Raw genomic sequence first — 15,909 nt, 5'->3', positions numbered from 1 at the left:
TAGGCTATTTACCGGCAGATACAATAAAAATGCCGTGAAAGCCGTTCAGACGTAGAAACCCGCTACTAAAATTTGTACAATGCCGCGCCCCAGGGAAGCTATCTTGCCTGGGGCGTGCTTTTTCCGTTAGTTTTGCCAAACTAATGGGGCGAATCGCTTCGCCGCAGAGAACATGGGCGCAGCATGCAGCGCCCCTACACACTCCTTCAAGCCATAACGTGTAATAACGAGGCTAAGAGATCATTATGTTAGAACCCATCGCGCCCGAGCATACCTTGTCTGAAAATAATTCCCTGACCGTGCAAACGGAACAACCGGCTACCGCCAAAATCAACCTGCTGGATTTGAACCGTCAGCAATTGCGCGAATTCTTCGCCAACATGGGTGAAAAACCTTTCCGCGCCGATCAGGTGATGAAGTGGATGTATCACTATTGCTGCGACGATTTTGAGCAGATGACCGACATCAACAAGGTGCTGCGCAATAAATTACAGCGCGTGGCGGAAATCCGTGCGCCGGAAGTTGCAGAAGAGCAGCGTTCGGCCGATGGCACCATCAAGTGGGCCATCAAGGTGGGCGATCAACAGGTCGAAACCGTCTATATCCCAGATGGCGATCGCGCCACCCTGTGCGTGTCTTCACAGGTAGGCTGCGCACTGGAGTGCAAATTCTGTTCCACGGCTCAGCAGGGCTTTAACCGCAACCTGCGCGTCTCGGAAATCATCGGCCAGGTTTGGCGTGCTGCTAAAATCCTGGGTGCCATCAAGGTCACCGGCCAACGTCCTATCACCAACGTGGTGATGATGGGCATGGGTGAGCCGTTGCTTAACCTGACCAACGTGGTGCCAGCGATGGAAATCATGCTGGATGACTTTGGTTTTGGTCTGTCCAAGCGCCGCGTTACCTTGTCTACCTCCGGTGTCGTACCCGCTTTGGACAAATTGGGCGATATGATCGATGTGGCCCTGGCCATTTCGCTGCATGCGCCTAACGACAAGATCCGCGACGAGATCGTGCCGATCAACCGCAAGTACAATATTGAAACCTTCCTGGCGGCGGTTCGCCGTTATCTGGAAAAATCCAATGCTAACCAAGGGCGGGTCACCGTTGAGTACGTGATGCTGGATCACATCAACGACAGCACCGACGATGCGCACCAACTGGCGGAAGTGCTGAAAGATACGCCGTGCAAGATCAACCTGATCCCATGGAACCCGTTCCCTGGGGCACCTTATGGCCGCAGCTCCAACAGCCGCGTCGACCGTTTCTCCAAGGTGTTGATGGAATACGGCTTTACGACTATTGTTCGTAAAACCCGTGGCGATGACATCGATGCTGCCTGTGGGCAGTTGGCGGGAGAGGTGATCGATCGTACCAAGCGTACCCTGAAAAAGAAAATGGCCGGGGAACCTATCAACGTACGAGCGGTCTGAATCCTATAGCATGATTTTTTTGTTATCTAACAGCCTGTTATGTGAGCAGCAATCCTTCAGGCGATCGGGTAACATCGGATAAGGAAATGAGTGCAAGCATGAAGCTGAAACTGTGGGGTGTATTATTGGCGGCCAGTTTGCTGGCGGGCTGTTCCAGCTCGCAACCCGATAACGACGGGCCAGCGGTGGCGGCAGGCCAGACCCGGTTGCAACTGGGTCTGGAGTATCTGAACCAGGGCGATCTACCGGCTGCCAGGCAGAATCTGCAAAAAGCGGTCGATGCGGCCCCACAGGATTATCGTACCCAATTGGGCATGGCACTCTACAATCAGCGGATCGGTGATAACGCCGCCGCTGAACAGCGTTATCAGCAAGCGCTTAAACTTGCACCGGGTAACGGTACCGTATTGAATAATTACGGTGCGTTTCTCTGTAGTTTAGGGCAGTATGTACCGGCCCAACAGCAGTTTAGCGCTGCGGCACTGGCGCCAGAATATGGCCAGGTTGCCGACAGTCTGGAAAACGCAGGTTACTGTTTCCTCAAGGCCGGTCAAAATGATGAAGCTCGTAAGTTATTAACGCGAGCGCTGAAGATCGATCCGGACAAGGGGGCTCCGCTGCTAGTGGAAGCAGAAAAGCAATTTGGAGAAGGGAAGCGCGCGCAGTCGCAACTTTTATTGGACAGTTATCAACATGTTCTGCCGGCGAGTGCCGACAGTCTATGGCTACAGATTCGTTTCGCCGCGTTAGCGGGCCGTCAGGATAGCGTTCAACGCTATGGCAAACAGCTAGCGCGAAGTTTTCCACAATCCAAACAGTACCAGCAGTTCTTAGCTAATGAATACTGAAGATTCCCAAGATAAAACCGTATCTATGACAACAGGTCAACGCCTGCGCCAGGCTCGTGAACAACTCGGGCTGAGTCAACAGGCCGTGGCTGAACGCCTGTGCCTAAAAATGTCTACCGTGCGCGACATTGAAGACGACAATATGTCTGCCGATCTGGCTTCAACGTTCGTGCGTGGTTATATCCGTTCCTATGCCAAGCTGGTGCATTTACCAGAAGATGAACTGTTGCCGATGATGGAAAAACAGGCACCGGTGAGAGCGGCGAAAGTGGCTCAAATGCAGAGCTTCTCTTTGGGTAAGCGCCGTAAAAAGCGTGATGGCTGGCTGATGAGCTTTACCTGGCTGATTGTGTTTGTGGTCGTGGGTTTGACCGGTGCCTGGTGGTGGCAGAATCACAAGGCTCAGCAGGAAGAGATCGCCACCATGGCGGATCAATCTTCCGCACAGCTGTCTCAGCATGGTGAAGGCCAGCCAGTGCCATTGACCGACGGTAACGCGGATAATGGCGCATCGGCAGTTGTTCCAGACAACAGCCCTGCGCCGTCAACCAATAACGCTGCTACGACTCAACAGGTTCCGGTTGTGCTTGACCCTCAGGCGGCTCAACAGCCTGCGGTGGTAGCACCAAGCCAGGCTACTATCCCGGATGCGACATCGACTGCGCCAGTCGCCCAGGCTCAGTTGCCTACCGGTGCTGCTGGTGTCAGTGCTTCTGAGGCTGATGCCAACGGGCTGGTGATGGATTTTTCCGGCGACTGCTGGGTACAAGTGGTTGACGCGACGGGGAAATCCTTGGTCAGCGGCATCCAGAAAAGCGGTTCCCGGCTGAATCTGGCTGGCAAGGCACCGTTTAAACTGACCCTTGGCGCACCGGCTTCGGTACAGGTCCAATTCCAGGGTAAACCGGTCGATTTAAGCCGGTTTGTCAAGTCAAACCGTGTTGCTCGTCTGACCGTTGCCGCGCAGTAATTGCGCGGCTATTGTCGTTATGTCTGAGCAGCAGTGGAGAGTAACTGATGCATAACCAAGCTCCCATTAACCGTCGCAAATCTACCCGTATTTACGTCGGTAACGTGCCTATAGGCGATGGAGCGCCGATTGCCGTGCAATCGATGACCAACACCCGTACCACCGATGTCGAAGCGACGGTTAATCAGATCCGGGCTCTGGAGCGCGTGGGGGTTGATATCGTTCGCGTTTCCGTTCCCACCATGGACGCCGCCGAGGCGTTTCGGCTGATCAAGCAGCAGGTCAACGTACCGCTGGTGGCCGATATCCATTTCGATTACCGCATTGCGTTGCAGGTTGCCGAATACGGCGTTGACTGCCTGCGTATCAACCCAGGCAACATTGGTAACGAATCTCGCATCCGTTCAGTGGTTGATTGTGCGCGTGACAAAAATATCCCGATCCGCATCGGCGTTAACGGCGGCTCGTTGGAAAAAGATATTCAGGAAAAGTACGGCGAACCTACGCCGGAAGCGCTGCTGGAATCCGCCATGCGTCACGTGGATATTCTGGACCGTCTCAACTTTGACCAGTTCAAGGTGAGCGTAAAAGCGTCCGACGTGTTCCTGGCCGTGCAGTCCTACCGGCTGCTGGCTGCCCGTATTGACCAACCCTTGCATCTTGGCATCACCGAGGCGGGCGGAGCACGCAGTGGCTCAGTGAAATCAGCCATTGGCTTGGGCATGCTGCTGTCGGAAGGGATCGGCGATACGCTGCGCATTTCGCTGGCGGCGGATCCGGTTGAAGAAGTGAAAGTTGGCTTTGATATCCTGAAGTCCTTGCGCATCCGCGCCCGTGGCATCAACTTCATTGCCTGCCCAACCTGTTCACGTCAGGAGTTTGACGTCATTGGCACCGTCAATGCGTTGGAACAACGCCTGGAAGATCTCATCACCCCGATGGATGTGTCCATTATCGGTTGCGTGGTGAACGGGCCGGGCGAAGCCCTGGTGTCTACCATTGGGGTAACCGGTGGGCACAAGAAGAGTGGCTTCTACGAAGACGGCGTGCGCCAGAAAGAGCGTTTTGATAACGAACAGATGATTGACCAGTTGGAAGCGAAGATCCGGGCCAAAGCGGCCATGATGGACGAGTCCAAGCGCATTTCGATCAATCTTCTGGAAGAATAAGTCGGCGGCTATTGGCCCGCTGATTGATAATCCGAGGACTGGATTGCGCATCTGCGTTGAATAGCGGGTGGCAAAGTCCCTATAATCGGATCCATTTTATATAAACGGACAGAGAACTCACGTGGCAAAAAACATTCAAGCCATTCGCGGCATGAACGATTACCTGCCGGAAGAAACGGCACTGTGGCAGCGTATTGAAGGCACACTCAAGCAGGTGCTGAGCGGCTATGGCTATAGCGAAATCCGGTTGCCGATTGTAGAGCAGACCCCGTTATTTAAGCGCGCCATCGGTGAAGTGACCGACGTCGTGGAAAAAGAGATGTATACCTTCGAGGACCGCAACGGCGAAAGCCTGACGCTGCGCCCGGAAGGAACGGCTGGCTGCGTACGCGCCGGTATCGAACATGGTCTGCTGTACAATCAGGAACAGCGTCTGTGGTATATCGGCCCGATGTTCCGTTATGAACGTCCGCAAAAAGGCCGTTACCGCCAGTTCCATCAGTTAGGCGCAGAGGTATTTGGCCTGCAAGGTCCTGATATTGACGCCGAGCTGATCCTGCTGACCGCCCGCTGGTGGAAAGCCCTGGGTATTGCCGAACACGTCAATCTGGAACTGAACTCCATTGGTTCACTGGAAGCTCGCGCCAACTATCGTGACGCTCTGGTGGCTTTCCTGGAACAGCATCAGGAAAAACTCGACGAAGACTGCAAGCGCCGCATGTACAGCAACCCACTGCGCGTGCTGGATTCTAAAAATCCAGAAGTGCAAACCCTGCTTAATGATGCGCCGCGTCTTTCCGACTATCTGGATGAAGAGTCCAAAGCCCACTTTGCCGGGTTGTGTGAACTTTTAGCTCAGGCCGGTATCCCATATACCGTTAACGAGCGCCTGGTGCGCGGCCTGGATTATTACAATCGCACGGTGTTTGAGTGGGTCACCACCAGCCTGGGCGCTCAGGGCACCGTGTGTGCCGGTGGCCGTTACGACGGCCTGGTTGAGCAACTGGGTGGGCGCGCTACCTCTGGCGTGGGTTTTGCCATGGGGCTGGAGCGTCTGGTACTGCTGGTTCAGGCGGTTAATCCGGACTTCAAGGCACCGGCCACCATCGACGTGTACGTCATATCGAGCGGTGCGGGTACCCAGAGTGCGGCCATGTTGCTGGCAGAGCAGGTTCGTGATGCTGCGCCGCAGATTAAATTGATGACCAACTATGGCGGCGGCAACTTTAAAAAGCAGATCACCCGTGCGGACAAGTGGGGCGCGCGTATCGCCCTGATCCTGGGTGAGAACGAAGTCGCAGCACAGCAGGTAGTGATTAAAGACCTGCGCAGTGGTGAACAAGAAACGCTGGCGCAAAGCGAAGTCGCTGCGCGTCTGGCTTTGATGTTAGGTTAAGGAGAAGGACACCGTGGAAGTCTATACCACTGAAAACGAACAGCTTGACGCCGTGCGCAACTTTTTTGCCGAAAACGGTAAAGCTTTGGTTGTGGGTGTGGTGCTCGGTATTGGTGCCCTGGTTGGTTGGCGCTATTGGCAGAGCAACCAGACCTCCAGCATGATGGCTGCCTCACAGTCTTATCAACAGGTTGACGTTGCCCTGGCATCGGGTAAAGCCGAAGACGTGGCAACGGCAGAGAAGTTTATCCAGGCGAACGACAACAGCTACGGCGTGTTCGCGGCTCTGGATTTGGCTAAACACTTTGCAGAACAAGGTGATTTTGCCAAGGCAGAACAACAATTGGTGGTGGCACAGGGCCATGCCAAAGATGAAAACCTGCTGGCGTTGGTAAACCTGCGTCTGGCTCGTATTCAGATGCAAGAGAAAAAGCTGGATGAAGCGCTGAAAACGCTGGATGGCGTGAAAGGCGAAGGTTGGATGGCAATGATGCAAGACGTACGCGGCGACGTGCTGTTGGCCAAAGGCGACAGCAAAGGTGCACGCGAAGCTTACAGCAAAGGCATCGAATCCAATGCTTCTCAGGCGCTTGCGGCAGTGATGCGCATGAAATTGAATAACTTGTCCAGCTAAGGGGAATTCCCATGCAATTGCGTAAAACACTCTTGGTCGGACTGGTTTCCGTGACTTTGTTGAGTGGTTGCTCGCTGTTTAGTGGCGAAGAAGACGTGGTTACCATGTCGCCGCTGCCAACGGTTGAAAATCAGTTCACGCCGAACAAAGCGTGGAGCACGTCGGTCGGTGATGGCATTGGCGAGTACTACTCTCACCTGCGCCCGGCTTATCAGGACAGCACGGTTTATGCTGCCGATCGTCGCGGTACGGTGAAAGCGATGGACCTGGCCGACGGGAAAGAAAAATGGAAGGCCGATCTCTCAGAGAAAACCGGTTTCTTCTCCAGTAACCTGCCTGCGCTGCTGTCTGGCGGCCTGACGGTGTCTGGTTCCAACGTGTACGTTGGCAGTGAGAAAGCGGTTGTATATGCGCTGAATACCGAAGACGGTAAAGTCGCCTGGCAAACCAAGGTTGCGGGTGAAGCGATTTCCCGTCCTGTGGTCGCCGAGGGGCTGGTGCTGATCCATACCACCAACGGTCAGCTGCAAGCGTTGAACGAGTCTGATGGTGCCATCAAGTGGACGGTCAACCTGGATATCCCTTCACTGTCACTGCGTGGTGAGTCTGCTCCGGCAACGGCCTTTGGTGCAGCGGTAGTTGGCGGTGACAACGGTCGCGTCAGCGCTGTGTTGATGCAGCAGGGCCAGTTGATCTGGCAGCAGCGTATTTCCCAGCCAAGCGGTGCAACCGAGATCGACCGCCTGAATGACGTAGATACCACGCCGGTGATTATTGACAACGTGGTCTATGCCTTGGGTTACAATGGCAACATGGCGGCGCTGGATCTGCGCTCCGGCCAAATCATGTGGAAACGTGATATGGGCTCGGTGAACGACTTTATCGTCGACGCAGGCCGTATCTATGTGGTCGATCAGAATGACCGTGTAGTGGCGATGAATACCGAAGGTGGCGTTAACCTGTGGCGCCAGAGCGATCTGTTGCACCGTAACCTGACTGCACCAACGCTGTATAACGGCTACTTGGTCGTCGGCGATGCCGAAGGTTATCTGCATTGGATCAATACCACCGATGGCCGTTTTGTGGCTCAGCAGAAAGTGGATAGCTCCGGCTTTCTGTCCGCGCCAATTGTGGCCGGTGACAAACTGCTGATCCAGGCGCGTGGCGGCAAGGTTTACGCCTTCACTCGCTAACAGTTTTTACTCAGTAGATCGCAAATTGCGGTTAGTGATATTTACTACACGCCGTTTGATAGGTCTTACCCTATGGATTTCGAGTTGCAGCTAGGCGCCAAGCTATCTCATCCCCGGGAGCTTACTTTTGGGTAAGTGACCGGGGTGAGATAGTGCAGGTAACAACGCTGCAGCTTGAAAGACGACGGGTAATGGGATAACGGCTCCTGCTATCAGGGGCCGTTTCGTATTTTTAAGCTATGCCGCTGCTGTCTATTGCGCTGCATAGTAACGCATTGATTATTAAGTAATGAGGCTTCAACATGATACCTGTCGTTGCGCTGGTCGGGCGCCCGAATGTCGGTAAATCCACCTTGTTTAACCGTTTAACACAGACGCGCGATGCGCTGGTGGCGGATTTCCCCGGGCTAACGCGAGACCGCAAGTATGGTCGTGCTGAAGTTGAGGGCAACGAATTTATTATCGTCGATACCGGGGGTATTGACGGGACGGAAGATGGCGTTGAAACGCGCATGGCTGGTCAGTCGCTGCTGGCGATCGAAGAGGCCGATATTGTCCTGTTTATGGTCGATGCCCGTGCCGGGTTGATGCCTGCCGATCAGGGGATTGCCCAGCACCTGCGTAATCGCCAGAAGGCGACGTTCCTGGTTGCCAACAAAACCGATGGCATGGATCCGGACACCGCGACGGCAGATTTCTATTCCTTGGGCCTGGGCGACGTCTATGCGATTGCCGCTTCCCATGGCCGTGGCGTCACGCAGCTGATTGAGCACGTGCTGGTGCCATTTATCCCGGCAAAACCGGAAGAAGTCGAGCTGACCGAAGAAGAAGCCAATGCCGCCTATTGGGCCGAGCAGAGCGGTGAGCTGGAAGACGGTGAATATGAAGATCCGGAAGACGACTTCAACCCGCAGGATCTGCCGATCAAACTGGCGATCGTTGGCCGCCCTAACGTAGGTAAGTCGACGCTCACTAACCGTATCCTCGGCGAAGAGCGTGTCGTTGTGTTTGACATGCCAGGCACGACTCGCGACAGCATTTACATTCCGATGGTGCGTGACGAGCGCGAATACGTGCTGATCGACACCGCCGGGGTGCGCAAGCGCGGCAAGGTTACCGAAACCGTAGAGAAATTCTCGGTGATCAAAACGCTGCAGGCGATCGAAGATGCCAACGTAGTGTTGTTGGTGGTCGACGCCCGCGAAGGCATTTCCGATCAGGATCTGTCGCTGCTGGGCTTTATCCTCAATAGTGGGCGCTCACTGGTGATTGCGGTCAACAAGTGGGACGGCATGAGTGAGGAAGATCGCGATCACGTCAAAGAGATGCTCGATCTACGCCTGGGCTTTGTCGATTTCGCGCGTGTGCACTTTATCTCTGCGCTGCACGGCAGCGGTGTGGGTAACCTGTTCGAATCTGTGAACGAAGCCTATGAGTGTGCTACTCGTCGCGTAAACACCTCGATGCTTACCAAGATCATGCAGATGGCTGCCGAAGACCATCAGCCGCCGTTGGTGCGTGGCCGCCGCGTGAAGCTGAAATACGCACACGCAGGGGGTTATAACCCGCCTATCGTGGTGATCCACGGTAACCAGGTGTCCGATCTGGCAGACTCCTACAAACGTTACCTGATGAACTACTTCCGTCGTTCACTCAAGGTGATGGGGACGCCGATCCGTATCCAGTTCAAAGAGGGCGAGAACCCGTTTGCGGGTAAGCGCAACACCTTGACGCCAAACCAGATGCGCAAGCGCAAGCGCTTGATGAGCCACCTGAAGAAGTCAAAATAACAATCGTAGGGCGTGGAATTGATACCGCGCCCTATTTTTATCCTGCTTAAACCGTTCTATTATCTGCCAATCTCACTTCTTCACCGACCCTGCAAAGGAACCTCATGTCCTGGGAAACCTGGAGTTTTGCCTTTAGCGTCACCGTACCCAACTTATTGATGATGCTGCTGGGGATCCTGCTGCGCCACTGGCGGCTGATGGACGATCGCTTTATCGATGGGGCCACCAAGCTGGTATTTAATCTGGCGTTGCCCTGCCTGTTGTTCTTCAGCATTGCCACTAACCACCCGCAACTGCGCGATAATTTTGCTCTGGTGATCTACGGTGCAGTAGGGACGATTGTGACCTTCCTGTTGCTGGAGATCGCAGCCAAGTGGCTGGTGAAAGAACCACGCGAGCGTGGTGTGTTCGTGCAGGGGGGATTCCGGGCGAATACCGCGATTGTCGGCCTGGCTTATGCCATGACCGCCTACGGCGATGAGGGCGTCGCGATTGCCTCGCTGTATCTGACCGTGACGGTGATCCTGTTTAACGTGCTGTCGGTCATCACCCTGACGCGTAGCCTACAAGGCGGCAACGGGCAGAAGATCAAACATCTGTCATTGCTGCGCAGTATCGTGACTAATCCGCTGATCTTGGGGCTGCTGAGTGGTCTGGCCTATGCGCAGACCGGGCTGGGGATTGCGCCAGTGCTCAAGCAGACCGGCAGCTATATCTCAGGCCTGTCACTACCGCTGGCCTTGCTGTGTACCGGGGCCAGCCTCGATCTGCGAGCCATGTTCCGCTCTTCCAACGTCGCGGCGTTGTCGTCGTCGGCTAAACTGTTTTTGGTACCGGTGTTGATGACGTTTGGGGGTTGGCTTTGCGGTTTCGAGGGCGCTACGCTCGGCATTATTTTTATGTTCTCGGCGACGCCAACCGCCTCCGGCAGCTATGTGATGACGCGTGCCATGGGGGGCAACGCGACGTTGGCCGCCAATATTATTGCGATCACCACGGTGGGATCCTTCTTTACCACCGCGTTGGGGATCTCTTTCTTGCGCTCGTGGGGCGTGATTTAAACCAGGAGGAAAGATGGACGCCTTATGTCCGGTTTGTGCCCAGCCGATGAGCTGGGTGAATGGCCACTATCATTGTGACGGCTGCAACAGCGATTACCGGCAGCTTGCTGAGTGCCCCGACTGCGGGCAACCGTTGCAAGAACTGAAAGCCTGTGGCGCCGTGGATTATCTTTGCCAGCATGGCCACGGGCTGATCTCCAAAAAGCGGGTGAAGTTCAGCTATCAACCGGTGGAATGACCTCATGCATCATAGAGCCGATGGTCGTGCGTGCTGACCGCTGGCGACACCTTGTTTTGGCTGAGGCGTTTAACCGAGGCCCGTACCGCCAAGCGCCCGTGCAACAGCATATTGCTGGGTGGCGCATCCGGGCGCAGCATACGGCGCTGCAATAGAGCGATGGCCTCTGCACCCAGCTCATCACGAGGAACGTGAACCGAGGTCAGCGGCACGTCGTGGATCTCCGCCAGATTAAAACCATCCGTACTCATCACCGAAATATGTCCCGGCACGCTGATGTGCATTTTCTTTAGCGCATTGACGGCACCCACCGCCATATAGTCCCCCCCTGCCAGGATCGCCGTCGGCAATTGTGCCCGATCGGTAACGCTGTTGATAAAGGCCGTGATGGCCTGCTCGGCTTCTTCGCTGCCGAAACCGGAAGTGGTGACCAGATGCTGGCGATCATCGAAGGGAATATTGTGCTGCATATAGGCCTGTTTGATCCCCGCCAGCCGCAGCTCCATGGTATTGCGCCGCAGACATTGCAGATTGAGGATACGGCTGTGGCCCTGTTGCAACAGATAGTTGGCGGAATACTCCCCAATCAGTTGATGGTCGGGGGAGACGCTGTCTAGCCGCATCTGGCGATCGGTGCAGTTAATCAGAATGCAGGGCTTGTTCAGATCGGCGGCCAGCGTATGGATATGCTCGTCATCAATACCGATGATCAGCACGGCTTCGGTTAACGGATCGCTCATCTTTTCCACAAACAGCATGCTATCGCTGTGTTGCTCCTCTAACCCGCAGTAGCGGATCCTGACATCATGTTGCGCCAGTGCGGTGGTTATCCCCTGGATCACCTTGTAGTAGAAAATATCGGTGCGGACATCAAAAGCGCGCTGCGGGGCAAATACCATCACGTTGTTCAACATCAGCCTGCCGTTAGAAAGCCCCTGCAAAATACCGTTTTGCTGTGCGCAGGCCAGCACCCGTTGCCGCGCCTCGGCGCTGGTGTTGGCTTTCCCGGCCAACACGCGTGAAACGGTGCTGATAGAAAGGCCGGTTTGGCGTGCAATTTCCTGTATTTTCAGCTTTCCGTTCATTTTGTGATCTCCTTCAAATTCGGTCGTGAGAATATTTTCACGGCGTATATCTATCTTTCAGACGGCTCTCTATGGCTATAACGGCGAAATTTTAACTGTCGTATGAAAATTTTTGCAAAATTCGCCATTTCACTCGCACTCTCCGCTGGTTAGTCTGCGTTGGTACACCAATTTTATAGATTTATCAGTCCAATTTATTGGATGGAATACAAGTAAAACAACATTAAATCATAGGGTTGTCGCAGCATTGACGTTGTATTTGTGGCCGGCGTCACAAATAACGCTGTTAACACCTCCGTTAGCAAGAGTTGCCCTACCAAAAAGGCGTATGGTCGCCGCGGAGATCAAGATGAGTGTAGAAATCAATCAAACGGTAGTCGCCAGCAGCCGCCGTAAATTCAAATCGTTGCGCTGGTGGATGTTGGCCCTGTTCCTATTGGGCGTCACGGTTAACTACATTACCCGCAACTCGCTGGGGATTCTGGCACCTGAGCTGAAAACCAGCCTCAACATGACCACCGAGCAATATTCCTGGGTGGTCGCCTCCTTCCAACTGGCTTATACCCTGTTCCAACCGATCTGCGGTTGGCTGATAGACGTCATCGGTCTGAAGATGGGGTTCCTGGTTTGTGCCAGCATCTGGGCGGTGGTATGCATGATGCATGCTGGCGCGGGCAGTTGGTTGCAACTGGCGATCCTGCGTTTCTTCATGGGTGCAGCTGAAGCGGCGGCTACCCCGGCTAACGCCAAAGCGATTTCTGACTGGTTCCCGAAAAAAGAACGGCCGATTGCTGCTGGCTGGGCAGGGGTTGGCTTCTCGATAGGCGCGATGTTGGCTCCGCCGATCATTGTGATTGCCCACGTTTCCTTCGGCTGGCAGGGGGCATTTTTGTTCTCCGGTGCTCTGGCGCTGATCTGGGTGGTGTTGTGGTGGGTGTTTTACCACTCGCCGCAACAGCACCCGAACCTGAGCCAAAAGGAGTTTGATCTGATCAACGAGGATAATGAACCGGTACTGCCGAAGCTGCCGTTCTTTAAATCGTTGGCGATCCTGTGCAAAAACAAAAAATTCTACGGTATCGCCATCCCAGCGTTTCTGGCTGAACCGGCTTGGGCAGTATTCAGCTTCTGGGTGCCGCTTTACTTGGCCACCGAGCGCGGCATGGATCTCAAACAGATCGCCATGTTTGCCTGGCTGCCGTTCCTGGCGGCGGATATCGGCAGCGTCGCCAGTGGTTATCTCACTACGCTGTATCGCAAATGGTTCGGCTGTTCCCGCGTGAACTCGGTGGTGGCCAGCTCGGTGACCGGAGCCTTCATGATGGTATCGCTGGCGTTTGTCGCGATCACCAAAGATCCCTACATCGCGATCGCGCTGATCTCCATTGGTGGCTTTGGACACCAGGTGATCTCGTGCATGTTGAGCGCACTGGTAGTGGAATCCTTCGATAAAAACCAGATGGCGACGGTAAACGGTATGCGCGGCTCCAGCGCCTGGATCGCCAGTTTCCTGTTCACGCTGTTGATTGGTGCCGTTTCCGACACCGTCGGCTTCAACCCGCTCTTCGTCGCCATGGGCTTCTTCGATCTGATTGGTGCGATGTTCCTGATCGGTTTGATCGCCGAGCGCGGCAAAAAACCTTCACCTACTGTGTAAGTTGGATAATTATGAAAACGTTAAAAAACTGGACGCTGGCTGGGCAATATGCCGACCGTGTTGAACTGCTGGTGGACGAGCAACACCTGTTCTGCTTGTACGTGTTGGAAAACAATCTGTTCCGCGTGCTGATTAAACGCCACGGCGAACTGGCACTGGATCGCACCTGGAGTATCGCCCCGCAAGAGGATGTGCCTTGGGAAGGACGGGATCGCCTCAGCGTCGCCGGTTTTGGCCTGCCGGGCTATCAACTTAGCCAGCAGGCAGACAGTTTGACGGTCGCGACCCCGCAGCTGCGCGTGACGATACATCAGCCGCTATGGCTGGAATGGGAATACTGCAATGCGGCGGGGGAATGGCTACCACTGGCTGCGGATCGCCCAACCAGTGCCTATCTGCTTAATGCGCACGGCGACGGCGTGGCGCACTATCAGCGCCGCCATCAGGGCGAACGTTACTATGGGTTAGGTGAAAAAGCGGGCGATCTGGAGCGAACTGGTCGCCGCTTTGAAATGCGTAACCTGGACGCGATGGGCTACAACGCCGCCAGCACCGATCCGCTCTACAAGCATATCCCTTTTACCATCACGCGCCGGGAAGAGGTCAGCTTTGGCCTGTTCTATGACAACCTGAGCAGCTGCTGGCTGGATTTGGGTAATGAGATCGACAACTACCATCTGGCCTATCGCCGCTATCAGGCCGAGGCGGGCGATCTGGATTACTATCTGTTCCTGGGGCCAAAGGTGCTCGACGTCACCAAAGCCTTCGTGCGCCTGACCGGTAAAACCCATTTTGGGCCGAAGTGGAGCCTGGGTTACAGCGGATCGACGATGCATTACACCGACGCGCCGGATGCCCAGCAGCAGTTGCAGCAGTTCATCCAACTGTGCCGTCAGCACGCCATCCCGTGCGATTCGTTCCAGCTCTCTTCCGGCTATACCTCGATCAATAACAAACGTTACGTCTTCAACTGGAACTACGACAAGGTGCCGCAGCCTAAACAGCTTAGCCAAGCCTTTCACGATGCAGGGCTGAAGCTGGCGGCGAATATCAAACCCTGCCTGTTGCAGGATCATCCCAAATATCAGCAGGTGGCGGAACTTGGCTTGTTTATCCGCGATTCGCAAAGCGACGGCCCGGAACGTTCCAGCTTCTGGGATGACGAAGGGTCGCATCTCGACTTCACCAACCCGGCAGCGGTGCGCTGGTGGCAGCAGGGGGTGACGGAGCAACTGCTGGAAATGGGGATTGACTCCACCTGGAATGATAACAACGAGTATGAAGTGTGGGATGGAGAAGCGCGCTGCCACGGTTTTGGCAAGCCGATTGCCATCAAGCATATTCGCCCGGTGATGCCGTTGCTGATGATGCGTGCCTCACTTGAAGCACAGCAGCGTTTTGCGCCGAACCTGCGGCCTTATTTGATCTCGCGCTCCGGCTGCGCCGGTATGCAGCGCTATGTGCAAACCTGGAGTGGGGACAACCGCACCAGTTGGCAAACCTTGCGCTACAACACTCGTATGGGGGTGGGGATGAGCCTGTCCGGGTTGTTTAACGTTGGGCACGATGTGGGCGGTTTCTCCGGCGATAAACCGGACGCGGAACTGTTGGTACGTTGGGTACAAAACGGGGTCATGCACCCGCGCTTTACCATCCATTCCTGGAATGATGACGCTACCGTCAATGAACCCTGGATGTACCCGGCGGCTACGCCGATGATCCGTGATGCTATCAACCTGCGTTATCGGCTGATGCCGTACTTCTACACGCTGCTGTGGCAGGCAAGCCATGATGATGAGCCGATGCTGCGGCCAACCTTCCTCGACCATGAACATGATGAGCACACCTTCGGAGAAACCGATGATTTCCTGATTGGCCGCGACCTACTGGTGGCCAGCGTGGTGGAGCAGGGGCAGCGCCAGCGTGAAGTCTACCTGCCGGATAACGTTGATGGCTGGTACTGCTTCTATAGCGGCCAATGGTACGGCGGTGGCCAGAGCATAGTGCTGGAGGCACCGCTGGAGCGCTTGCCGTTGCTGGTACGCGCTGGGGCCGGGCTCCCGATGTCACAACGGTTGGGGCATGTAGACAATGCGGCAGACGATCGCCGTGAACTGCGGCTGTTCCCCACCAAGGGCTGCGGATGGTCCTCAGGCCTGCTGTTTGAAGACGATGGGGAAAGCCATGGCTGGCAGCAGAATAATGCGCTGTGGCTCCGCTGGGAGGCGGTGAGTGACAATCAGCGCATCGAACTGACCTTCACCCACGAAGGACATTTCAAACCGACGTGGCAGGCGCTGAACATTGTGTTGCCAGCAGGCGAGACTCGCGAGCTGTGGGTGAATGGGGTTTGTTGTGATAGCTATGTGCTGTGACTAATGCCATATCCCAACCCTCTGCAGAGGGTTGGGGAAGTATCAAACTGGATGAAGTTT

At 55.2% G+C, this 15,909-nt stretch carries 13 protein-coding genes; 12 read left to right on the top strand and 1 reads right to left on the bottom strand.

Annotation, left to right across the window (positions count from 1 at the left end):
* The first annotated feature begins 245 nt into the window (after positions 1–245).
* From D9980_RS13480 to D9980_RS13435, 10 genes are all read left to right on the top strand, one after another.
* Positions 246–1,433 carry a bifunctional tRNA (adenosine(37)-C2)-methyltransferase TrmG/ribosomal RNA large subunit methyltransferase RlmN gene (locus tag D9980_RS13480; protein ID WP_024484240.1) on the top strand — a complete coding sequence of 396 codons (1,188 nt, stop codon included), beginning with the start codon at positions 246–248 and terminating at the stop codon, positions 1,431–1,433.
* Between the two features lie 98 nt (positions 1,434–1,531).
* The gene (gene pilW, locus D9980_RS13475) at positions 1,532–2,281 is read left to right on the top strand and encodes a type IV pilus biogenesis/stability protein PilW (RefSeq protein WP_021807187.1); all 750 of its coding nucleotides are present in this window, start codon (positions 1,532–1,534) and stop codon (positions 2,279–2,281) included.
* Positions 2,271–3,251 carry a cytoskeleton protein RodZ gene (rodZ, locus tag D9980_RS13470; protein ID WP_024484239.1) on the top strand — a complete coding sequence of 327 codons (981 nt, stop codon included), beginning with the start codon at positions 2,271–2,273 and terminating at the stop codon, positions 3,249–3,251. Before pilW ends, rodZ begins: the two co-directional genes overlap by 11 nt.
* A gap of 47 nt (positions 3,252–3,298) precedes the next feature.
* Positions 3,299–4,420: a flavodoxin-dependent (E)-4-hydroxy-3-methylbut-2-enyl-diphosphate synthase gene (gene ispG / locus D9980_RS13465; protein ID WP_024484238.1), complete on the top strand. Its 1,122-nt coding sequence runs from the start codon at positions 3,299–3,301 to the stop codon at positions 4,418–4,420.
* Positions 4,421–4,541: 121 nt separating this feature from the next.
* Positions 4,542–5,816: a histidine--tRNA ligase gene (gene hisS / locus D9980_RS13460; RefSeq protein WP_121607564.1), complete on the top strand. Its 1,275-nt coding sequence runs from the start codon at positions 4,542–4,544 to the stop codon at positions 5,814–5,816.
* A 13-nt stretch (positions 5,817–5,829) separates the two neighbouring features.
* The gene (locus tag D9980_RS13455) at positions 5,830–6,450 is read left to right on the top strand and encodes a YfgM family protein (RefSeq protein WP_024484236.1); all 621 of its coding nucleotides are present in this window, start codon (positions 5,830–5,832) and stop codon (positions 6,448–6,450) included.
* 11 nt (positions 6,451–6,461) lie between these two features.
* Positions 6,462–7,643: an outer membrane protein assembly factor BamB gene (gene bamB, locus D9980_RS13450; RefSeq protein WP_065686604.1), complete on the top strand. Its 1,182-nt coding sequence runs from the start codon at positions 6,462–6,464 to the stop codon at positions 7,641–7,643.
* Between the two features lie 302 nt (positions 7,644–7,945).
* Positions 7,946–9,433, top strand: coding sequence for a ribosome biogenesis GTPase Der (gene der, locus D9980_RS13445; protein ID WP_024484234.1), 1,488 nt, complete (start codon positions 7,946–7,948; stop codon positions 9,431–9,433).
* Positions 9,434–9,537: 104 nt separating this feature from the next.
* Entirely contained in the window at positions 9,538–10,494 is a 957-nt protein-coding gene (locus tag D9980_RS13440; RefSeq protein ID WP_121607563.1) for an AEC family transporter, read from the top strand.
* A gap of 13 nt (positions 10,495–10,507) precedes the next feature.
* Complete coding sequence (locus D9980_RS13435; protein ID WP_024484232.1) at positions 10,508–10,732, top strand: zinc ribbon domain-containing protein; 225 nt, start codon at positions 10,508–10,510, stop codon at positions 10,730–10,732.
* Between the two features lie 2 nt (positions 10,733–10,734).
* Here the strand turns inward: D9980_RS13435 and D9980_RS13430 are convergent, their stop codons facing one another.
* The gene (locus tag D9980_RS13430; RefSeq protein WP_121607562.1) at positions 10,735–11,817 is read right to left on the bottom strand and encodes a LacI family DNA-binding transcriptional regulator; all 1,083 of its coding nucleotides are present in this window, start codon (positions 11,815–11,817) and stop codon (positions 10,735–10,737) included.
* A gap of 349 nt (positions 11,818–12,166) precedes the next feature.
* On the opposite strand from D9980_RS13430, the gene D9980_RS13425 reads away from it, so the two are divergent.
* Positions 12,167–13,474 (top strand): MFS transporter, encoded by a 1,308-nt coding sequence (locus D9980_RS13425; RefSeq protein WP_024484230.1) that lies wholly within the window; start codon positions 12,167–12,169, stop codon positions 13,472–13,474.
* 11 nt (positions 13,475–13,485) lie between these two features.
* Positions 13,486–15,849 carry a glycoside hydrolase family 31 protein gene (locus D9980_RS13420; protein WP_121607561.1) on the top strand — a complete coding sequence of 788 codons (2,364 nt, stop codon included), beginning with the start codon at positions 13,486–13,488 and terminating at the stop codon, positions 15,847–15,849.
* Positions 15,850–15,909: the final 60 nt, after the last annotated feature.

The sequence above is a fragment of the Serratia sp. 3ACOL1 genome, from assembly GCF_003668775.1.
Taxonomy (GTDB): Bacteria; Pseudomonadota; Gammaproteobacteria; order Enterobacterales; family Enterobacteriaceae; genus Chania; species Chania fonticola.
The sequence above is the reverse complement of the archived record's forward strand: the minus strand, read 5'-3'. Positions and strand labels throughout refer to the sequence as shown.